Source organism: Mesorhizobium sp. P2_D1 (assembly GCF_056404455.1).
The window spans coordinates 86,890-107,878 of the sequence record NZ_JBFUDZ010000004.1 but is presented as its reverse complement, the minus strand read 5'-3'; the positions used below and the strand labels follow the sequence as shown (position 1 = coordinate 107,878).

The window sequence follows — 20,989 nt, the reverse complement described above, 5'->3', positions numbered from 1 at the left end:
ATCCGCCGACGCAGGGAATGGTCCGATGGATGGCGCTGTCACATCGCCACCGACGGAAAGGCACGTCGACGCAGGAGCATCTATCGGTCCACCTGGTGCTGGAAGAACTGCAGGAACAGTTCCCGCTCGGTGGTGATGTCGAGTTTTTCGTAGATGCGGCGGCGATGGTTCTTCACGGTGCCGACGGTGATGCCGAGGCGCTCGGCGATGTTCGCCGTCGGGTGGCCGGCCAGGATCAGCTGGACCAGTTCCCGCTCGCGCAGCGACAGCTCCGGCCACAGGCTTGCCGGGATGGTCGGCTCTTGCCGGGGCGAGGCACCGGGGCCGGTCGGCGCCGAGGTGCGGGAGAACTCGGTTCCGCGCGCCTTGGTGTCGAGCGCATGCAACGCCTCGAACACCGGCAGCCGCTCGTCCAGCAGGGCGATCTCACTGTCCTTGAAGGTGGTGGTCGAGCGGTCGAGGAAGATGCCGAGGCACCAGTCGCCGCCATCGGCCAGCATGATGCCGACCTCGTCGCAGATTTCCGACTGCGCCAGGAAGCCGGCAATATACTGGCCGCGCTTGGCCGCGTCGTCGGCAAGCCGCTTCAGCGGCATGATACCGAGCCTTCGCTCGCGTCGCCACGAGGCGTAGAAGGGGTCGAACACGTAGTAGCTGGCGAGATAGCGCTGCACCATCTCGTCCGAGAAGCGCCGGTGCTTGACGAATTCCGGTGTCTGCGTCGCTGAATAGCGCGTCACGGTGACGAGGTCGTGCGCGATGTCCGCGCCGATCAGGTCGATCAGGCAGTCGACATGCCTGTCCGTGCCGGTGGCGGCGATCGCTTTGGCGAGCGGCGCCCAGATGGTCCCCATGCGCATGCCCTTTTCTCGGCGATGTCGGTCAGCCCGTCATTGTGTCTTTAGGCATATGGCGCGAGGCCACCCGTCGAATCTAGCCTAGCGACAACTTAGACCAGATTCCGAGGCGACCGTGACCCAGCCCAACCTCACCGGCCCCATCGTTGGCAATCAGCCGATCATTGGCAATCCAATTGTCATCGGTATCGACGCCGGCGGCACCATGACCGACACGATCCTTGTCGATCAGGACGGCCACTTCAAGATAGGCAAGTCGGCGACGACGCCGAAGAACGAAGCCGAAGGTTTCCTCGCTTCGGCCGAGGACGCGGCGGACGCCTGGGGCATCTCGCTGGAGCAGCTGTTTTCCGGCGTCAACGTGGTCCTCTATTCCGGCACCGGCATGCTCAACACGCTGCTGTCGCGCACCGGGCGCCGGCTCGGCCTGATCACCACCAAGGGCCTCGAGGACATGATCCTGATGGGCCGCGGCCTGCAGGCCTGGGCCGACTATTCCTATGCCGACCGGCTGCATGCGGTCACCCACCATCATCCCGATCCGTTGGTGCCGCGCCGCCGTACCCATGGCGTCACCGAACGCATCGACCAGTTCGGCGACATCGTGCTGCCGCTCTACGAGCATGAGGTCGCGGTGGCGGCGAAAAAGCTGATCGCCGACAAGGTCGAGGGGATCTGCATCATGACGATCTTCTCTCACGTCAATCCGGTGCACGAGAAGCGCATTGCCGAGATCTGCCGCGAAGAGATCGAAAAGGCCGGCGCCGAGATCACCGTTTACACCAGCCACGAGGTTCGTCCGGTCATCCGCGAACAGTCGCGGCTTAACTCGGTGCTGATCGAGGCCTACGCCACCTCGCGTGGCCGCAAGCAGCTCAAGGGGATCGAGGACGTCTCGAAGAAATACGGTTTCAAATATGGCGTGCAGACGCTGCTCTCCTTCGGCGGCCTGACCTCGATCAATCATCCGCGCCTGCATGAAACCATGATTTCAGGCCCGATCGGCGGCATCCTGGGTGCGGCCTATGTCGGCAAGCTGATCGGTAACGACTCGCTGATCTGTTCGGACATGGGCGGCACGTCCTTCGACATGGGGGTCATCACGCGCGGCCAGACGCGGATCGAGAACGAGCCGCTGATGGATCGTTTCAAGCTCAACGTGCCGACGCTGCATCTCGACACCATTGGTGCGGGCGCCGGCATGATCCTCAAGGTCGATCCGCTGACCAAGAAAGTCAGTCTCGGACCGGAAAGCGCGGGCTCCGATCCCGGCCCGATCTGCTTCGCCAGGGGCGGTACCGAGCCGACCATCGCCGATTGCGACGCCATTCTCGGTCGGCTGAACCCGTATTACTTCCTCGGCGGCAAGGTCGTGCTGCAGGTCGAGAAGGCCCGCAAGGCTTTCGAGGAAAAATGCGCCAACGTGCTCGGCGTTGGTGTCGAGGAGGCCGCCGAAGGCATGATCGACATGCTGGAGGCCGACGCCAACAACGCGCTGCGCCGCGTCATCTCGGGCCAGGGCATCCATCCGTCGGAATTCACGCTGCTGTCCTATGGCGGCTCTGGCCCGCTGCATCTGGCCGGCTGCTCCAGGGGCATCGGCTTCAAGGACATCATCACCTTCCAGTTCGCCGCCGCCTTCTCCGCCTTCGGCTGCACAACGGCCGATTTCATGCGCCGGCATTCGGTGTCGACGCAGCACGACATCCCCTCCCGTGCCGACGAGGCGACGCTTGCCGCATTCGGCGCCAAGGTCACCACGGTCTGGAACGATCTGACCAAGGCGGCGGTCGACGAGATGATCGCCGACGGACATGCGCGCGAGAAGATCAGGACCGTGCCGTTCCTGATGATGCGCTACACCGGCCAGCTCGAGGACGTCGAAGTGATGGCGCCGCTCGCCGAGGTCAACTCGGCCGACGACATGCGCAAGGTGCTCGACGAGTTCGAGGCGGTCTATGCCAAGGTCAACCACCGCGTGTCGCGCTATGGCGAGGCCGGCTTCACCATCACCGAGCTTGGCCTGATCGCCACCGCCGACAAGGTCAAGCCGGTGCTGCTCAAGCGGCCGCTCGGTGCCTCCAATCCGGCTGCCGCCCACAAGGGCGTGCGCGAGGCCTATATCGGTGGGCGCTGGCACAAGGCCAACCTCTACGAGATGGATCTCTTGCAACCCGGCCATGAGGTGATCGGGCCCGCCATCATCGAACATCCCGCCACGACGCTCGTCGTCCACCCGCAAGATCGCGTCCATGTCGATGAATGGACGCTGCTGCACTACACCCACGCTTGAGAGGGCGATCGCCATGTTGGACAAACCTGCCTCGGCCCTGCGCCTTCGCGAAAGACTGCTCGATTCCGAGCGGTTGATGGAAGAGACCGGCTGCTATGACGGCATCACGGAACTCACGCTGCGCAACCAGGATCCGCTGAAATTCGAGACGTTGCACACGAAGCTGCGCGCGTATTGCGTCTCTGCACGCGAAATGGCCCGCCGCATCTCGGCCTCGCCTGGCGTGCGCGAGGTCGGCGAAATGGTGGTCGCCATCTACACTCCCGAGGGCGACGCCATCGCGCTGTCCAACGGGATAATGGTGCATGTCCACACGATGAGCCGCTTCATCAAGTGGATGATCAAGAACAATTACGAGGAAAACCCGCGCATCCGCGAAGGCGATATCTTCGCCAACAACGATGCCTTCATCGGCACCGTGCAGGTGCCCGACGTCATGGACGTGGTGCCGATCTTCCATGAGGGCACGCTGGTCGGCTGGGCCGGTGCCGTCTGCCATGAGCTCGAGGCCGGCGGCATCACGCCCGGCGGCGACGTCTGCCTGGCGCAGGAGCGCTTCACCGAAGGCCTGTTCGTCTGCGCCGAGAAGATCGGCGAGAATGACGAGATCCGCCGCGACTATGTCATCCGCTGCGAGCGCAATCTGCGCATGCCGATCTACTGGGTGCTGGACGAGAAGGCCAAGGTCGCCTCCTGCATCGACATGCGCGAAAGCGTCAAGCAGCTGATTTCCGAGATCGGCCTCGACTATTGGATGAAGGTGTCGAAGGAGTTCATCGAGGAAGGCCGTCGTGCCCAGCTTGCCCGTACCCGCCAGCTGACCGTGCCCGGCATCTATCGCGGCCACACCTTCTATGGCCACGTCACGGCAGGCAAGCCCGGCTTCCAGCTGCTCGGCGATCCGGACTGGCTCTACAACATCCCGATCGAGATGGAGATCACCACCGACGGCAAGATCACCATGGACTTCGAGGGCACCCAGCCCTGGGGCTACCATTCGATGAACTGCACGCCGGCCGGCATGGATGGCGGCATGTTCGTGACCTTGACCCAGCACATGAATTTCGAAGGCCTGGTCAATGACGGCGCCTGGATGGCGACCGAGCTGAAACTGCCGCACGGCACCTGGACCAACCCCGACAACGAGATGGTGGCGACAGCCACATCGTGGGCGCTGCTGCTGCCGGCCTATGGCGTGTTCCAGCGGCTGCTGTCGCGCAGCTTCATTGCCCGTGGTTTCGTCGAGGAGGCATTCGTCGGTCAGGTCAACAGCCCGATGATAGAGATGGGCGGCGAAAGCCAGTACGGCACGCCGTTCGGCATGGCGCATTTCGAATGCGCCGCTGCCGGCTCCGGTGCGCTCGCCATCAAGGACGGTCTCGACACCGCCTATGTCGGCTGGAACCCGGAATCCGACATGGGCAACATCGAGGTCTGGGAACAGTCGATGCCGATGGTCTATATCGGCCGCTCGATCGTGCCGAATTCCGGCGGCGCCGGCAAATATCGCGGCGGCTGTTCCTTCGTCTCGACCTGGCTGATCAACAAGACTTCGCATCTACGGCTCCACACCTCGGAACACTCCTCGCGTGTGTTCGACAATGGCGGCATGTGCGGCGGCTATCCGGCGCCGACCTGTCAGAAGCACCGCGCCGTGCGCAATTCCAACATCCATGAACTGGCGGCCAGGGGCGAACCGCTGGCGCATGCGCCAGGCATCGACCCCCATGAGTCGGACTATGAGAAGAATATTGGCGGCGACCATGTCGTGGTCGAGGGCCCCTACATCACCTCGCCGCACAAGGAGGGCGATATCTTCAGCCATTCCTACAATGGCGGCGGCGGCTACGGCGACGTGCTGGAGCGCGATCCGATCAAGACGGCCTGGGATGTCGAGAACGGCTTTCTCACCCGCGAAGCGGCGGACAGCGTGTTCGGCATCGTGCTGAAGGACGATGAAGACGGTTATCCCACGGCCGATATCGATGCGACCGTGACGCGTCGCGCCGCCATGCGCAAAGAGCGTCTGGCGAAAGCAATCCCGGTGGCGGACTGGATCGCCACCGAGCGAGGTCGGGTCGAAAAGGCCGACTTCGCGCCGGAGGTGAAGAAGATGTACGCCAGCGCGATCAAGCTGTCGTCGCGCTTCACCAAGGATTTCAGTGATTTCTGGAACGTCGACGCCAGGTCGATCTTCACGCCGGGAGCAAAGCCATGACCTCGTACGGCAAGGAAGTCATCCGCGATCTGGCTGCCGGCCAGCTGCCCTGGCCGCAGACCCGGCGCATCATGAGCGCCTACAAGGACGATGACCGCTTCTTCAAGATGGTCGCCGTCTATCAGGATCGCGTCGCCTGGAAGGATACGATCCTGCTGCCGGTCTCGGATCACCTGTTCATCTGCCAGAGCGGCGATGAGCGGATAACCCGCTGCGAGTGCGGCCACTCCTTCGGCGACTACCGCAAGAACTGGAAGCTCAACGCCGCGATCAACGTGCGCAACACCGAGCAATCCCTGCGCGAGATCTATCCGAACAGCGATCTTCCCGATCCCGAATGGATGGAAATCCGCGAATTCATCTGCCCGCAGTGCGGTACCTTGCACGAGGTCGAGGCGGCGGCGCCGGGCTATCCGATCGTGCATGATTTCGAACCCGATCTCGAAGGCTTTTATCGCGAATGGCTGGGCAAACCACTTTGACGACACTGATCTTGTGAGGCGCATCGCAGGCAAGGTAGCCTGGTTGCCCGCACCGAATTGTCTGGAGACCATGCCTGATGACAAACCTTTCCGGCCGCAGCGCGATCATCACCGGCGGGTTTTCCGGAATGGGCTTTGCCATTGCCACGGCACTCGCTGAGGCTGGCGCCAATGTCGCCGTCGGCTCCTACATCGCGCCCGCCGGCGCCGACAAATCCGATGCCGCCTATTATCCCGGCGCCGACGAAATCGTGCGCGTGCGTTCGGCTCTTGCCGCCCATGGCACCAGCGTTCACGCCGCCCATCTCGACGTGCGCGACAGCGACGTCACCAACCGATTCGCGGCGGAAGCCGAAGCCGCTATCGGCCCCGCCGACATATTGGTCAACGCCGCCGGCACCACCGCCGAGCAGCCGGTCTGCGGCCACTCCGACGCGCTGTGGGACAAGATCGTCGACACCAATCTGACCGGCGCCTTCCGCGTCACCCGTGCCGTGCTGCCCGGCATGATCGGGCGCGGCTGGGGCCGTATCGTCAACATAGGCTCGACCGCCGCCTCCGTCGGCTGGAAGGACAACCCGGCGTATTGCGCTTCCAAGGCCGGCCTGCTCGGCCTGACCCGCTGCGTGGCGCTGGAAGGGGCGGCGCATGGCGTCACCTGCGTCATGATCAGCCCGACCTGGGTCGAGACCGAACTGATGCGCCGCAACGTGGCGCAGGTCGTCGAGCGCGAAGGCAAGGGGCGCACGGCGGAGCAAGCCATGGCCGAAATCGCCAACGGCAACCCGCAGCAGCGCCTGCTGCAGCCACAGGAGATCGCGGCTCTCGCCGTATTCCTTTGCTCGGATCTGGCCAAGGGCATCACCATGGAGAACATACAAATCACCGGCGGAGCACTGTGGTAGCGCTCATCCAGGCAGCTATGGCCGACAAGCGCCGGCCTGATCTCGGCAATCGCCTCGCTGTAAGACAAGGTGACCGGATTTGCCATTGAGCGCAGGGCGCGATAGGTTATATTGCACTGCACAATGGAGACGCCGTTTATTGCACGCCCTTGTTTGCGGATATGCCGACTGGCCCACGGCCTGCCGGCCTTGGGTCGCGCCGGCGGGACTCTGAGATGAAGATTCCAAAGTCCCTGCTGGTCGATCCCGAGAAGAATTCGGTCTATGGCAGTTTTGCCGTTGCCGTCTCGATCTGGGCGTTTTCCTATTCGGTCATTTTCGGCCAGATCCTGATTCTCGCCTACTACGCGGTCTGGCTGCCGCTCATCCTGGTCGACTACCGGCGGTTCCTGCGGCACCTGTCCAGTGCCTGGCTCCCGCTGCTGTTTGCCGCCTATGTCTGCTTCTCGGTCTTCTGGTCACAGGCGCCCGGCATCACCGCGAGGACGTCGATCCAATATTTTTCCCATATTGCCTGCGCCTACGTCGCGGCGCGCACCGTCAGTGTGCGCACATTGACCATAGGCGCCCTAATCGGGATATTTGTCGTCCTGCTCTATTCGCTGCGGGTCGGAAACTATTCCGAGGACGTTCTCGACGGGACCTACAACTTCGTCGGCGCTTTCGCCTCCAAGAACCAGATTGGCTTTGTCGCCTCGCTCGGCATCTACTTCTGCGTCGTTTTCGTTGCTTTTTACAGGCGCGGCTGGCGGAGCGTCATCCTGGCGGTGCCTATCGTGCTATTGTCGGCCTATCTGCTCGTCATTGCGCATTCCGCCACCTCGATGGCCTCGATACCGGCGGTCCTGGCGCTGGTCGCGCTTCTTACAATGAGCAAGCTGCTGTCGCGGCGCTATCGGCGGGTGATCTTCCTGATCGGCGCCGGCCTTCTGGTCGTGGTCGCCTTCGTCGCCTTGAATCTCGGGCTCATGGACTTCGTCCTTGGCCTCTTCGGCAAGGATTCGACGCTCACCGGGCGGACGTATCTGTGGGAACAGGGCTGGAACGCCGTGCAAAAAGCACCGATTCTCGGCCTCGGCTATGCTGCCTATTGGGTGCAGGGCTTCGCCGAAGCCGAGCGGCTGTGGAACGAATTCTACATCACCACCCGCACCGGCTTCCACTTCCACAACACCTATATCGAAGCCCTCGTCGAACTCGGCTTCGTCGGAGCGACGCTGGTCTCGCTGATCATGCTGCGCACACTCTACGGCCACGTCTCGGCGGTGATCTTCAAGGCATGGCAAGCGGATTCGGTGATTCTCTTCGGCGTGATGGTGCTGCTCCTGATCCGCTCCTTCGTCGAGGTCGAGATTCTCAACCCCTACATCATGGGCTCCTTCCTGATGTATTTCAGCTTCTTCAAGCTGGCGCGGCTGCCGGTCACCCGCACACGGTGGAGCCCCGCCTTCGAGCAGGCCGAGGCGGCCAAGAGAGAGGCCGCCTGGCCCCGGCATGTGAATGGTCCGGCGGCCGCCAACCCGTCCTGAGCGGCGCATGACGCTCAAAACTGCGCAGCGGTTTTGACATGCATCAAAAACAAAGGCTTCAAGCGCGTCGCACAAATCCCTTCAAACACGACGCGCTTTATCGTTTCGCAGGCTGAAGCCGGGCCAAGGGGGCTTCGCCTGGGAGCCTTCGCCCAGGCGGGCCTGGCGCAAGGCAGGATCCATCCCTGGCGGGAAGGATCGAAACGGCGGATCGTGCCAGGGTTTCCGGGGTCTGCTGGCTAGAACAATTCCAGGAAAAGTATGAAACGGTTTTCCCGGGAAAAGCGCGTAGCGCCTTGCCTCAGGGAATTGCGTCAAAGCAAAGAGTTAGGGCAGTTCGCCGTTTCGGTGAAACGGTGAACTGCTCAAGGGGTCTACTGGCTGGGGGTCTACTGGCTGGTCAGCGGCGCCAGCTTGACCTTGATCACGTCGCCGGGCAGCACCGGCGTATCTTCCTTCGCCGAGATTTCGCTGCTCTTGCCGTCGACGACCCGCACCAGTGCGTAGAGCAGGCTGGGTTGCTGGTCGGTGTCGCTGGCGGACCTCATCGAGGGATCGCTGGCCTGGGCCATCAGGCCTTTCTGCATATTCACCTTAAGCGCGGCCTCGTTGAGGTCGGCTTCGGTCTGCTGCCGGTCGGTGGCGAGATTTGAACTCAAGGTGTTCTGGGCATCGATGGCGTCCTGCGTCGCCTTGCTGATCGCCTGCTTGGCGGTGAGGATGGCCGTTTCGTAGTCCAGGATCTTGCCCTGCAAGTCGGCGACGGACTGCCGCGAATCCAGCAGCCGGGCGTTGGCGATCAGGCCTTTCTGCGCCAGCGGGCCGATGCTGGTGAGCTGCTGCTGTGCCAGGTCGACCTGCTGCTGCTGGTTGACGATCTTCTTCTGCAGCGACTCGATTTCGGACTGCAGAACCCCCTTCAGATCGCTGAGCGCCTCAAGCTTCAGCTTCAGCGCCTTTTGGTCGGACGTCAGGATCGTCATCTCGTCCGCGACGATGGCTGGCAGTCTAGGATCGCCCTCGGCCTCCTTCGGCACTTCGAAACTCGCCTTGCCGGCCATATCGGCGTCGATACGGGCGCGCTTGACGAGCAGCCGAATGCGCTGGTCGTCAGAGATATCGAAATTGCCCTTGGCGGTGACCAGGTCCTTGCCAAGCTGCGGGCCAAAGTCGGCGTTTCGCCTGATCCCCCCGGCGACACTGATGGCCTTCAGCACCGTCAGCTCTGGCACATAGGGAAATTGGCCGGGGTTCTGGACTTCGCCCGAAATGTAGAATGGCCGGTACTGCGCCATTTCGACAGAGGCTTCCGGCTTGTCCGAAAGAGCGAGCTTGCGCTGCAATGCCTGGCCGATTGCCGCTGCGATTTCGGACGTGGTCTTGCCGGATGCCGGAAGCTCACCGGCGAACGGCACCGACAGCGTGCCGGAAGGGCCAACCGTGTACTCGCCATTCACCGCCGACCAGTCACGGAATGTGCCTTCGACCGTCTGCCATTCGGCAACGCGGATGGTGAGCTTGTCCTGCGATCCGAGACGGTATTCGTCGGCCGCGGCGATGTGGGGGATGACCAGCGACATGGCAAGGCATGTGGCCAGCAAACGCGCCCGCCGCAGCCGGCCGGAAACCGGGCCGCTGCGAAGGGCTTTAAACATATCTGTTTTCAACTGAACGTTCCGATCCGCTTTAGCCCCATCGCCCGATGATGCTTGCCGCGAAAGCCTGGCATCGCGGCGGTCAGTAAGAGCCGCGTGACATCCAGACGGCGGGGACTGTCTTGATGATGATGCGAACGTCCTCGAACAGCGACCAGTTCTCGACATAGTGGCGATCGAAGGCGACGCGGCTGTCATAGGAGACGTCGTTGCGACCGCTGACCTGCCACAGACCGGTCAGGCCCGGGCGGGATTTCAGATAGTAGACGGCGGAGGTGCCATAGATCTCGAGCTCGTCGCGCACGACCGGACGCGGCCCGACAAGGCTCATGTCGCCCTGCAGGATGTTGATGATCTGCGGCAGCTCATCGAGGCTGAGTTTCCTCAAGACCGCTCCGACGCGGGTGACGCGCGGATCGTTCTTCAGCTTGCGGGTCGCCACCCATTCCGCGTTGGCGTCCGGGTTTGTGGCCAGATAAGCGGCCAGCACCTTGTCGCCATCGGGGACCATGGTGCGGAACTTCAGGCACGGAAAAATCCGTCCCCCGCGTCCGATTCGCCTGTGGCCGTAGAAAATCGATCCGCCGTCGGAAAGTTTGACGAGCAGAGCGATCATGACAAACAGCGGGCTGAGAGCGATCAAGCCAATCAGTGATCCGGTGATATCGAAGCTGCGTTTGAGCAGGCCGCCGATCGGCGGCGGAAAATCGATGTCGACCTGCGAAAAGCCCGCTGTGGCCGACTTGGCAACGTCCCTCATGCCGTAAACTCCATGCGTGAACGAATGGTTCGCCGCAAGATACCAAAAAAATGTTGCAGCGCAACACACAATTTACCAACCGGTTGAAATAGTCGCGTCATGAATTGACTAAATAATAAGCTAGCCATGCACAAATTTCGGGATATTTAGCACATTTGTGACAATAAATGGGCAAACCCCGAAAAATAAAGGCCTTTTTGGGGCGGTTCTTAGGCGGGCTGTCCTGCGGGGTAAGGCACGGAGCACAATAGTGCTTTAGCGGAGCTCGATACTCAAGGCAAATCCCGTAAAATACTACTTAATATTGTTTCTTTTACTCAAGAATGGCGATCATTCGAGGTCCGTTCAAATCCCCTTGCGTGCATTGCAGCATGGCCGAATCGATCGCAAAAGCTCAATCAAAAATATCCGGAGTTGCCCTTGCCGCCTACTGCTCGCCTTAATAGAATTGCAAATTATACCTGTCACAGTGGCGACAGGTAGAAAAGGCCGGAAGCAACCGGCCGAGAGCGGGCGACCTTAACAAGCCCGCATGACAAGGGACGGCGCTCGGGTGGGGCAATCGTTATATAGACCCGAGCCGGTTTATGGGCTGTTGGGTATGGCACTTCCAAAATTCATCGTCGGGATGATTTTCGCTCTTTCAATCGTCGTTGCCTGGTCCTGGCTAGGCGGCGCTTCGATCGGTACGACGCTGATCCGCGTGATCATCTGCGCAATTATCATTCAGGCGGGCTACTTCGTCCTCGTCTATGCCATGATCGCCAGGAGCCCGCCGACGCCGGCCGACATGGCTCGCGACGCGGAGAGAAAGCTGAATGCGCCCGAGGTGGCCGAAGGCGAGAAGCTGGGCAGCGCCAGGCGAAGCCTGCACTAACCAGAAGCCTGGCAGCCTCACGCAACGTTAGCGGGTTGGCTCTCRGACTGTTCGCCCAAAAGCATCCGCGACAATCGGCTGCCGGCTTTTTCCTTCAGCCGCTGATATTGCCCGACTTCGACAACGCGGCCGTTTTCCATCGCCACCACCCAATCGGCGAAGGCGATCATCGACGGCCGGTGCGCGATGGTCAGGATCGTCATCGTGCCGCGCAATCCGTCAATCGACTGGGCGATCAGCGACTGGTTCTGCCAGTCGAGCGCGCTGGTGGCCTCGTCCAGGATGAGCAGGGACGGCTTGCGCAGCAGCGCGCGCGCAAGCGCAATGCGCTGGCGTTCGCCGCCCGAAAGCCGCACGCCGCGGTCGCCGACCACCGTCTCGAGCCCGATGTCGAGCCGTTCGACGAAGTCGCCGGCGTGCGCCGAGCGCAGCGCGGTCCACAGATCGTCATCGCTGGCTTGCGGCGCGGCAAGGCGCAGGTTCGCCGCGATCGTGTCATGCAGCAGGAACACGTCCTGCGGCACATAGGCCACCCGATCGCGCCATCGACGGCGGTTGCCGGCATCGATCTCGACGCCATCGACGAACATCGTGCCGGCGGTCGGCTCGAGCAGGCCGAGCAGCATGTCGGCGATCGTGCTCTTGCCCGAGCCGGAGGGGCCGATCAGCGCGGTGACCTTGCCGGCCGGCAGGCCGAAGGTGATGTCCCTGACGACCATCTTGGCCGGGTCGTCGCCATAGCCGAAACAGACGTCCCTGATGTTGAGCCCGGTTGCCAGCGACAGCTTGCCGCCTTCACCGGCTTCGGCAACGCCCGGCTCGCGTTCGGCGTCGAAATGCGCCTGCATGACGCGCATCGCCGTATAGGCGGGCAGATTGATCAAGACCTGCTGGGCCTGCGTCTGCATGTCCATGAAGCGCGGCGCGATGCGCATAAAAACCAGCAGCAGGACGACGATCTCGGCCAGCGACAGGTTGAAGCGGACCAGTGCCACATAGATGAACAGGCTCAAACCAACGACGCTCGCCACCTGGAACACCGCGGTGCCGATCGTGCTGTTGCGCACATAGTCGACATTGTCGGCCTTCATCTTCTCGAGCGTCGCTTGCAGCTGTGCGAAATAGGTCGCCTCGACATTCAGGCTCTTGGCCACCTTGATGCCGCCCAGGAATTCCGAAACCGTCCGGTACTGATCCTGGCGATTGGCGGTCAGAACCCGGCCAAAGGCGGTGGCCCGCGATCGAAATGGCTGCAGGGCCACGAACATCACGATGCCGATAATGACCGCAAACAGCGTCATCACCGGCGAGATGAACACTGAAACCAGCAGATAGCCGGCCAGGAGCACGGCGATCTGCACCAGCATCAACAGCGAGAAGGCAGCGCCCTGGACGCGGTCGATATCGCCGGTCAGGGCATGGTCGAGATCGGAACTGCGCATGCGCGTGAAGACGCCCCAGCGTGCCTTGCCGATGCTCTCGAACAGGTTCATGCGCACGCGGTTGATGAAATCGAACAGCAGTTTGGCCATGTAGACCGACTTGAAGCGGTTGAACGCCGCCTGCACGGCAACAAGCCCGACCAGCAGGCAAAGCACGGTCGTCAGTTGCAGCGTTCCGTCCGGCACCAGCCAGCGTACGAAATCATTGTTCGGCAGCTTGACCGCAAAATCCTGGTCGGGGCGTCCGACCAGATGCAGCAGCGGCACCAGCAGCAGGATGGAGATGCCTTCGGTCAGGCTGCCAAGGATCAGGAAGAGCAGCGCCGTCCAGGTTCGCCGACCGCCGATCTGGGCAATGGCGGCGCCGAATGCGGCAACGTCTCGAAACAGCGACAGGCGAAGGATTGAGGACTTCGACATGATTGCGCTCACGGCCGCCAACGACCTGTCGTCGGATCTCCAGCCGCCAGATCCCTTTCGATCAGGTCCACGGCCTCACCGATCCTGTCGAGGCCCGTCGGGACTTCGAGGCGGCGAACGCCGACATGGTCCGCCAGCCGCGCGCATTGCCGAAGATGCACTTTTGCAAGATCGCTTGGCAGGGCCGCGCGGCCGAACCGCGTCACATAGGAGAATTTGATGATGGCCGGCAGGGCGGCGATGCCGGGCAACGGCGTGATGGCGGCCTTTTCGCCGCGCTCGAGGATATAAATCCTGGTCGCAGGCACCCTGTTGCCGGAAAAGGCGCCATTCAAGCGATGCTGCATCTTGTCGATTGCCGGATGCACTTGCGGCCGCACCTCGGCTTCTCCGAGCGAGATCGCCGCCGCGGCGTCGGCTGCCAGCTTGATCTGCGGAAAACCCGGAACGATCATCGGCTGATCCGGATTGGCGAGATCCAGCGCCACCACGTCATCGGTAAGCAGGTCATGTCCGGCCCGGATCATCGCGCTTGCCGTCGTCGACTTGCCGGCGCCCTTGTCGCCCATGAAAATGGCGCTCGTGCCGGCGACGGCAATGGCACTGGCGTGCAGGACGAGCAGGCCGCGCCGATGCAGCAGCAGCGCCATCACCGGACCCAGCAGCGGAAACGCGATCAGCATGTCGTCGACGCCGGGCGCCGGCTCGACGTCGATGCGGCAGCCATTGCTGATCAGGAATGCGCCGACGGCCTGCCATGCGAGATATTGCCGGTCCGCCTCGAAGCGAAACTCGGTCGCGGCTTCCAAGCCGGGTTTTGGCAGGTCGATCGGGCCGACGGCGATCACGACGTCCGCCGCCCCCGGCGCCGCCGGCTCCAGTTCGGGCAACGCCACCTCGGACGCGATGGTCAGGCCATAGGCGCGGTAGAAGCGGCGCTCTCTCGCGGTCCGGCCATCCGGACGGGGATGATCGCTGTATGCGGCGAGCGGCTCGTTGCGCAGCATCATGCGGGGCTCCCGCTGTGCTGGAGCTGCCGCAGCCAGAGCGACAGCGATGCCGAGCGCCAGACATACTGGACATCCAAAGGCGCCGCCCGATCGGGCTGGCGCTGCAGCCGCGCATAGGCAGCACTCACCTGGGGCAGATTGACGTAGGGCGCGATGCGGCTCGCATCCGAGATCAGCAGCTGTTCCAGGAGGTCGCGGTGGTTGCGCAGCATGCCGTTGACGAGATTGGCGGTGAAGTCGATCTTGTCGCGCCGCCACTGAACCGCCGCCGGCAGCACGCCTTCCATGGCGCGACGCAGCACATAGCGACCAAAGCCGTGGCTGAGCTTTTCCTCACCGGGCAGGCCCAGGCAGAACTCGACCAGCGGCTTGTCCCAGAGCGGATAGCGTGGCTCGACGCCGAAATTGGCGGCAGCCTTGTCGAGAACCTCGAAAGCATGCGGGACATAGCCATTCGACAGGATCCAGCGATGGCTCAAGGCGTCGCTGGCCTGGACGCCGGGCGGCATATATCCGGCGCGGTGAAATCGGTCCACAAGCTCGGTGCGCCTGGCCAGATCCGGATTGATCAAGTCGCGCCAGCCGCGGCCGCGCCGCGCCTGCGCCGGCCTGCGTATCCTGTTCAGGGCGCGATTTGCCAAATGTCTTAGCTTCGCGATCCGCCAGGCCGGCCCGTAGAGGGTCAGGAACTGGAAATACAGGCCCAGCGTGCTGTCGCCATAGGTGTCGGAGGCGCTGCGGATCTCACGCCACAGATCCATCCATCTGCCGGCGTTGGCGAGCTCATGCAGATGGCCATGACCTTGTGAAACGACCTCGTCGCCGCCATGGCCGTCCAGCAGCACCTTGATGCCCTTTGCGCCGGCAGTCCGGTAGATGCCGCGGGTTAGCGTCAGGCCCGGCGCCAGGAACGTCCCTTCCTGCTCTTCCAGCACCCGTTCGAACTCGGCGAATGGCGCATAGTTGCCGACTGGAATCAGCGTTCCGTCGACCTTCTGCTGATCCAGCACCGCATCGATGAACGGGCGCTCGTCCATCGACGAGCCCTTTTCGAAAATTAGCGAGAAGGTGGGCAGCCTCGGCTTGCGCTCGGCGGCGTTCTGCAGGCCGGCGACACAGGCGATCGAGGAGGAATCGAGGCCGCCGCTCAGCATCGCGCCGACCGCCGAGGTTCCCCGCATGCGATTGCGCACCGATTGCGAGAACAGATGGGCGAATTCCTCAGGCGCATCCGACCGTATCGGTCGTTGCGACGGCTCGATCTGCCAGTAACGGCGCAGCACCACTTGTTGGCCGGTGACGGTTAGGCTGTGGCGCGCCGGCAAGCTGAAGATGTCGCTGTAGGGTGTCGCCTGCGGGTCATCGGGAAGCCCGGCCAGAAACCCGGAGATCTGGTGCTCGGAGACATGTCCGCCAACCCCCTCGACGCCAAGGATCGGCCCGATCTCCGACGCAAAGGCAAAACGCCGATCCGCCGCATGGTAGTAGAACGGCTTGACCCCGAAATGGTCGCGCGCGCAAAACAGCAGCTGCCGCTCGGCATCCCAGATGGCGAATGCGAAATCGCCTTGCAGATGCACGGGGCAGGCTTCGCCCCAACGCAGATAGGCCCGCATCAGCAAGGTCGCATCGGCGACCGACCTGTCGCGGATGCCCAGCCTGGCCAGCAGTTCGTCGCGGTTGTCCAGCCGGCAATCGGCGGTGATGGCGAGCTTGCCGTCGGCCATCGTCAGCGGACCGGGGGCGGCTTCATCGGTGGTGTTGAGCCAAGCGTGGCCAAGCGCGATGCCGGTGTCCAGCCACCACGAATTTCCGTCCGGGCCACGATGGCGCATGCGCGCCAGCATCTGCTGGATATCGGCCGCCGCGACCGCCGGTGTGTGCCCCCGGGCCGCTGCCACGTGCCCCTGTCGAAGCAGAATTCCGGCCACGCCGCTCATCGGCTGCCGTGGTCGACCAGATGGGCGAAACCGTCGATCGATCCGCCAAGCACAATATGATTGTCGCTGACCAGCCAGGCATGCGCCTTGAGTTGCTCGCCCGTGCCGCGTTCGATGCCGATGCGTATCTTCGAGGCATTGCCCTGTCGAGCAAGCATGTATTGACCCGAAAGCGCCTGGGTCAGGCACGTGGCGTTGGGAACGAAACGGGCCGCCGCGGCAACCCCCCAGGCGACGCGTCGCAGTTCGCCCATGCTGGCGCACTGTCGCGCATCAAGCCGCGTCACCAGGCTGCGAACACGGTTGTAGGACAACAGTGTCAGCCCCAGCCGAACCGCCGCGACCACCAGCAGGCAGCGGCTAAGGAAGATCATTTCCGAGCCGCTCAGGGAGAGAATGCCAAACAGGCTTCGCCGGCCTTGCCGGCGCCTTCTCTGCTGGGGGCTCCTTTCGGTCGCGGGTTCCTGCCGCAAAACCATGGCCTTATGCGGAACCTGCTTAGACAAGTTCCTCATGATCAAGCCTCGCAAGCCCGTTATCGGCCAGGCCCTTCAGCAGTGCCTTGACGTCGGCCTGGCAGCGCTCCGGGTCGACGTTGTAGCGCGCAAGCACCGCACTGCGGATCTCCGCAATCGACCTGGGCTCCTGGATCAAATCCCAGATGAAGGCGCCGACGCCGTTCAGGCTGTAATAGATGTTGGATTTCAGATTGAGGAGCGCTAGGCCATCGCCGAACTCGCAAGCCACGGCATCCTTGGTCGCACTCACACGAGCGTGGTCGGCTGAATATCGGTCGGCCAAATCCTGGTCGGCCAACTCCTGGCCGGATTGCTTCCAGTTCATCCCAAAACCTCGCTTACACTACGCTTCGGCAGTTCCAGGCAATAAAAGGGGAGTCGGAGGCATGGCCCCCGACTCTCTTATTTTTTTAAACCCAGAGACCCAACGTCATCACTCTGGAGTAACTGCGATAGGCTTCAGGAAAACGTCAGGTCGCCGATCGGCGTATGCGCGGGGAAAGACGCGTCGATCGCCGTGCTGCCGCCGCCGCCCTGGGTGATGGTTTCGATCGAACCATGCACCGTCAGGCTTGGCGTCTCGTATTCTTGCTTTTCAACATTCTGTTCCATTTTACTCTCCAATATGGACTGGAAACGGCTTGTCGAGTGCCGTCAGCACTTGCATGCTGCAGCGCAATAGCTGCATGGCAGCATTTATGAGTCAAGCCTGATTTACCAGGCATTAATCAATTACGGGTTGCGCGAGCACCTTATGTGTGGGTCATGCCTAAAATATGACGTCTTCTAGACCGATTCCCTATGTTTGGCGACCATGTTGATGCCGATTCTTTAAGCATTTGATTTTGCTTGAATAAAACATTTGCCAAATGCTTTTATTTTAGGCATCCCTAATAGGGTGAACTGAGCCGGCAAATCTATGGTGAGGCAGCCTGAAAACGCCTTGTTAGGGGCGGTATTTCAACAGCGGTTTTGACCGGCTTTTCAGAAGTGTCGGTAAACGCTCAGGTTGCAAAATTCTGCACTGCAAAAGGAAAGGCTTTACGCCATCAAGGTTTTTGGTGATGCTTGCTTCGCAGTTGCAGCATACGCGCCGCGCAAATCGCTTTTTTGGGAGACTGTGCGCTAGATGGCCTTGCCGGATGGTTCATATGAACGACTGCGCGCCGCCGATTGTGCCGACGAGGTTGCCTATGTGCGGGCCTGCCTGCGGTTGTATTTCGCCGGGGCAGGAGCTACCGCGGGCGATGTATCGATGCCCGGCCTTGGCGGCGCCAATGTTGCCGACATCGCCAGGCTGAACAAGGTCGCGACCTTTGTCCTCAAGGCCCTGTCACGCGCGCCTGTCAGTGACAGACCGCCCGAGCTTTTCCATTGGCTGGACAGCTACCGCAGGAGGACGGTTTCGATGAACGCGTCCTGCATCATGGACTCCATGGCGATCCATGAGGTGCTGCGCGAAAGCCGGATCGATTTCGTCTTTCTGAAGGGTCCGTTCCAGCAGCAGCTTCTCTACGACGACCACTTCATGAAGCCCTCGGGCGATGTCGACATTCTGGTCTCGCCGGTCGGCTATTTCAAGGCGCGGGATGCGCTGCGCTCGATCGGCTATGAGGTCGCCGGCAAGTCGCGCTCCGTCTGGTGGGTTCGCTTCCTCGGCGAACAGCATATGACGCGCGGCGACGGACCGAGGCCTTCCACTGTCGATCTCCACTACCGCCTCCAGCAGCCCGGCTCGCCGAGCCCGCGCGACGCGGACGGGTTTCTGCGGCGAAAGCGGCAGGTCGAAATCGCCGGTGGGACGGTGCCGTTCACCTCGGCCGCCGACACGCTGCTTTTGTCCTGCATCAGCGTCGCCAAGGCGCTGTTCAACCGCGAACCCTGCGCGGGCTATGTCTGTGACGTTCGCGCCAGCGCCGGCCGCCTCGACGAGGCGGACCAGCGGCATGTGCTCGATGCCGCGGTAGCGCAGGGGCTGGACGATACGCTGCTGCTTGGTATACGCGCAGCCGATGTACTGCTCGGCGGTGCCGGCACGCTGCTGTCGGAGCGTGCGACGCGCATCCTGTCGCGCATCGGCAACGAGGACCTGCTCAACATGGTCATGGCGCCGTGGCTGTCGTCGCTTCGGTGGCCGCAGCGGCGAACGGTGCTGTGGGAACTGTGCGGTCGCGCGCCGGTCCGCTATCTGGCGGAAGCCGGTTGGGCAGCGTCCGCCGACATCAGCCGCCGCATCTTTGAACGGCCGGGCGGTCGTTGAATGAACACAGATCTGGCGCTGATGGCAATCGGGCATCGAACGGGTACGGGGCGAACTCAAATCGATATCACCTGTACGAGAGGCTAATCCATGTCGATGACGAAATCCCAGGTCTGCGTGATCATCGCGGCCAAGAACGCGGCCGCGACAATCGCCGTCGCCATCGCGTCCGCGTTGCGCGAACCGGAAGTGGCGGAAGTCGTCGTCGTCGACGACGCCTCCACCGACGACACCGCGGCAGTCGCGCGATCCGCCGACGACGGCAGCGGCCGGCTTGCGGTGATGCGCCTCGATGTCAATCGCGGCCCCTCCTACGCCCGCAACTCGGCGATCGCCAGTTCGAGATCGCCGTTCATCAGCATTCTCGACGCTGACGATTTCTTCCTCGAAGGCCGGTTTCGCAACCTGTTTGCTGGCGCCGACTGGGATTTCGCGGCGGACAACATCATGCTCATCAGGGATGATGCAACCGGCGACGCGACGAAAATCGTCGCCCCGCAATTTGCCGCGGATCCGGAATTCCTCGATTTCGAGCGCTTCGTCGAAGGCAATATCTCCCGGCGCCGCGTGCAAAGGGGCGAACTGGGCTTCCTCAAGCCGGTGATCAGCCGCGCCTTCCTCGATCGCCATGGGTTGCGTTACGACGAGAGCCTGCGGCTCGGCGAGGATTATGAGCTCTATGCCCGCGCTGTCGCCTGCGGGGCGCGCTTCAAGGTCATCCGCTCGTGTGGCTACGGCGCCATCGTCCGCGCCGATTCGCTCAGCGGCCGTCACAAGACGCAGGACCTGAAGCGTCTGGCCGATGCCGATCTCGCGCTGCTGGCGATCGACAGTCTGCCTGAAGGCTCGAAAGCGGTGCTGAGACGGCACGAGCGGCACGTGCGCGACAAATACCGGCTGCGCAATTTCCTCGACGTCAAGGCCGAGCGCGGGCTGGCATCGGCAGCGGCCTACGCATTTGCCAGCCAATCCAACCTCATCCCCATCGTCCAGGGCGTGGCGTCCGACAAGCTCGAGGCCCTGTTTCGTCGCGTCGGCCTTGTGTCCAGGCACAAGCACGTGCCGCCATTGCGTTTTTTGATGGCTGGCACCAGCACCGGCAAGGAGCGGTGAAACTGTCCGTTTCGTCCGGGTTGACCCGCCGGCGACAAGCTCATCGCGCAAACCATTTCGGTCGGATTTATGAGTTTACGAACTGGGTGGTTGCCTCGCGGCCCAGACGATGGCAGTCTATGTTGCGGTGCAGCAAATTGGACGACCAGCCGAACTGGCCCCCGATCGGATTGGTCTGATGTCTCTCCCTCGCAGGAGCAGGACAAAGCAGTATGAGTTTTTTGAGCCCCGGCTGCGGGGATCGGCCAGAAGCCCGGCCCATAGGCCGGCGATGACAGGAATCTGAGTTCATGGCTTCGATATTCGGTTTCAGATCCAGGGATCCGGCCCGTGACCGGCAGACCGATGGTTCACGCCTTGATCGCCTGGCAAAGCTGTTTGAGCAGATCGCGGTCGAGATCGAGGCCGAGAGAGCCGGGTTGGAGAATCGCTATCGGACGAAGGCGACCAACGCCGCTTTCCTGGTCGAAGCGATGGAGAACGGTTCCACCTCAGACCGCCGGTCATCCGAAGTCAGCGCACTGACGAAGTCGATCCTGAATTGCGAACGCCGCATCGCGGAGCTGTCGCGCCAGAACGGCATGATGAAAGAACTCCGTCATTCGCTGGATACGGTCTTCGACGAGAATGCGGCGTCCGATTCGGCCACCGCTGCCGCCGAGTACACCAGGCCGGCGGGCGCTGGCAGAGGTTGAAAGTGAAGGTTCGCA

Annotated in this window: 18 protein-coding genes; 9 read left to right on the top strand and 9 right to left on the bottom strand. The window is 62.4% G+C overall.

The genetic code is table 11. From position 1 onward, the window contains the following. Positions 1–80: 80 nt before the first annotated feature. Positions 81–860: a helix-turn-helix transcriptional regulator gene (locus AC1D0I_RS05800; protein WP_477393639.1), complete on the bottom strand. Its 780-nt coding sequence runs from the start codon at positions 858–860 to the stop codon at positions 81–83. A 160-nt stretch (positions 861–1,020) separates the two neighbouring features. Here AC1D0I_RS05800 and AC1D0I_RS05795 point away from each other — a divergent pair, with 160 nt between their 5' ends. The 5 genes from AC1D0I_RS05795 (at position 1,021) to AC1D0I_RS05775 (ending at position 8,284) form a co-directional block, all read left to right on the top strand. Further along, positions 1,021–3,150 (top strand): hydantoinase/oxoprolinase family protein, encoded by a 2,130-nt coding sequence (locus AC1D0I_RS05795; RefSeq protein ID WP_477393762.1) that lies wholly within the window; start codon positions 1,021–1,023, stop codon positions 3,148–3,150. Between the two features lie 13 nt (positions 3,151–3,163). Next, positions 3,164–5,368, top strand: a complete 2,205-nt coding sequence (locus AC1D0I_RS05790; protein ID WP_477393637.1) for a hydantoinase B/oxoprolinase family protein — start codon at positions 3,164–3,166, stop codon at positions 5,366–5,368. Then, entirely contained in the window at positions 5,365–5,850 is a 486-nt protein-coding gene (locus AC1D0I_RS05785) for an acetone carboxylase subunit gamma (RefSeq protein WP_477393636.1), read from the top strand. The genes AC1D0I_RS05790 and AC1D0I_RS05785 overlap by 4 nt, the downstream gene beginning before the upstream one ends. 77 nt (positions 5,851–5,927) lie before the next feature. After that, positions 5,928–6,755 (top strand): SDR family NAD(P)-dependent oxidoreductase, encoded by an 828-nt coding sequence (locus tag AC1D0I_RS05780; RefSeq protein WP_477393634.1) that lies wholly within the window; start codon positions 5,928–5,930, stop codon positions 6,753–6,755. A gap of 215 nt (positions 6,756–6,970) precedes the next feature. Continuing rightward, positions 6,971–8,284 carry an O-antigen ligase family protein gene (locus tag AC1D0I_RS05775; protein ID WP_477393632.1) on the top strand — a complete coding sequence of 438 codons (1,314 nt, stop codon included), beginning with the start codon at positions 6,971–6,973 and terminating at the stop codon, positions 8,282–8,284. A gap of 389 nt (positions 8,285–8,673) precedes the next feature. On the opposite strand, the gene AC1D0I_RS05770 is transcribed toward AC1D0I_RS05775, so the two are convergent. Together AC1D0I_RS05770 and AC1D0I_RS05765 are read right to left on the bottom strand one after the other, a co-directional pair. Next, complete coding sequence (locus tag AC1D0I_RS05770) at positions 8,674–9,939, bottom strand: polysaccharide biosynthesis/export family protein (RefSeq protein WP_477393630.1); 1,266 nt, start codon at positions 9,937–9,939, stop codon at positions 8,674–8,676. A gap of 82 nt (positions 9,940–10,021) precedes the next feature. Beyond that, complete coding sequence (locus AC1D0I_RS05765; protein ID WP_184873244.1) at positions 10,022–10,699, bottom strand: sugar transferase; 678 nt, start codon at positions 10,697–10,699, stop codon at positions 10,022–10,024. A 532-nt stretch (positions 10,700–11,231) separates the two neighbouring features. Between AC1D0I_RS05765 and AC1D0I_RS05760 the strand changes: the two genes are divergently transcribed. Then, a complete protein-coding gene (locus AC1D0I_RS05760) occupies positions 11,232–11,576 on the top strand; it encodes an exopolysaccharide production repressor exox (protein WP_245331034.1) in 345 nt (114 codons plus the stop codon). A 17-nt stretch (positions 11,577–11,593) separates the two neighbouring features. On the opposite strand, the gene AC1D0I_RS05755 is transcribed toward AC1D0I_RS05760, so the two are convergent. From AC1D0I_RS05755 to AC1D0I_RS05730, 6 genes are all read right to left on the bottom strand, one after another. Next, positions 11,594–13,438 (bottom strand): ABC transporter ATP-binding protein, encoded by a 1,845-nt coding sequence (locus tag AC1D0I_RS05755; protein WP_477393628.1) that lies wholly within the window; start codon positions 13,436–13,438, stop codon positions 11,594–11,596. A gap of 8 nt (positions 13,439–13,446) precedes the next feature. Beyond that, positions 13,447–14,448, bottom strand: coding sequence for a phosphoenolpyruvate carboxykinase (ATP) (locus tag AC1D0I_RS05750; protein ID WP_477393626.1), 1,002 nt, complete (start codon positions 14,446–14,448; stop codon positions 13,447–13,449). Beyond that, positions 14,445–16,388 (bottom strand): lasso peptide isopeptide bond-forming cyclase, encoded by a 1,944-nt coding sequence (locus AC1D0I_RS05745; RefSeq protein ID WP_477393624.1) that lies wholly within the window; start codon positions 16,386–16,388, stop codon positions 14,445–14,447. Before AC1D0I_RS05745 ends, AC1D0I_RS05750 begins: the two co-directional genes overlap by 4 nt. Next, a complete protein-coding gene (locus tag AC1D0I_RS05740) occupies positions 16,385–16,762 on the bottom strand; it encodes a lasso peptide biosynthesis B2 protein (protein ID WP_477393622.1) in 378 nt (125 codons plus the stop codon). Before AC1D0I_RS05740 ends, AC1D0I_RS05745 begins: the two co-directional genes overlap by 4 nt. 124 nt (positions 16,763–16,886) lie before the next feature. Continuing rightward, entirely contained in the window at positions 16,887–17,231 is a 345-nt protein-coding gene (locus AC1D0I_RS05735) for a PqqD family protein (RefSeq protein ID WP_477393620.1), read from the bottom strand. Between the two features lie 134 nt (positions 17,232–17,365). Beyond that, on the bottom strand, positions 17,366–17,518 hold the full coding sequence (locus AC1D0I_RS05730; RefSeq protein WP_095082854.1) for a lasso peptide: 153 nt from the start codon (positions 17,516–17,518) through the stop codon (positions 17,366–17,368). 517 nt (positions 17,519–18,035) lie between these two features. On the opposite strand from AC1D0I_RS05730, the gene AC1D0I_RS05725 reads away from it, so the two are divergent. The 3 genes from AC1D0I_RS05725 (at position 18,036) to AC1D0I_RS05715 (ending at position 20,974) form a co-directional block, all read left to right on the top strand. Continuing rightward, on the top strand, positions 18,036–19,166 hold the full coding sequence (locus AC1D0I_RS05725) for a nucleotidyltransferase family protein (RefSeq protein WP_477393618.1): 1,131 nt from the start codon (positions 18,036–18,038) through the stop codon (positions 19,164–19,166). Positions 19,167–19,256: 90 nt separating this feature from the next. Next, the gene (locus tag AC1D0I_RS05720) at positions 19,257–20,279 is read left to right on the top strand and encodes a glycosyltransferase family 2 protein (protein ID WP_477393617.1); all 1,023 of its coding nucleotides are present in this window, start codon (positions 19,257–19,259) and stop codon (positions 20,277–20,279) included. A gap of 290 nt (positions 20,280–20,569) precedes the next feature. Further along, positions 20,570–20,974: a hypothetical protein gene (locus tag AC1D0I_RS05715; RefSeq protein WP_477225205.1), complete on the top strand. Its 405-nt coding sequence runs from the start codon at positions 20,570–20,572 to the stop codon at positions 20,972–20,974. Positions 20,975–20,989: the final 15 nt, after the last annotated feature.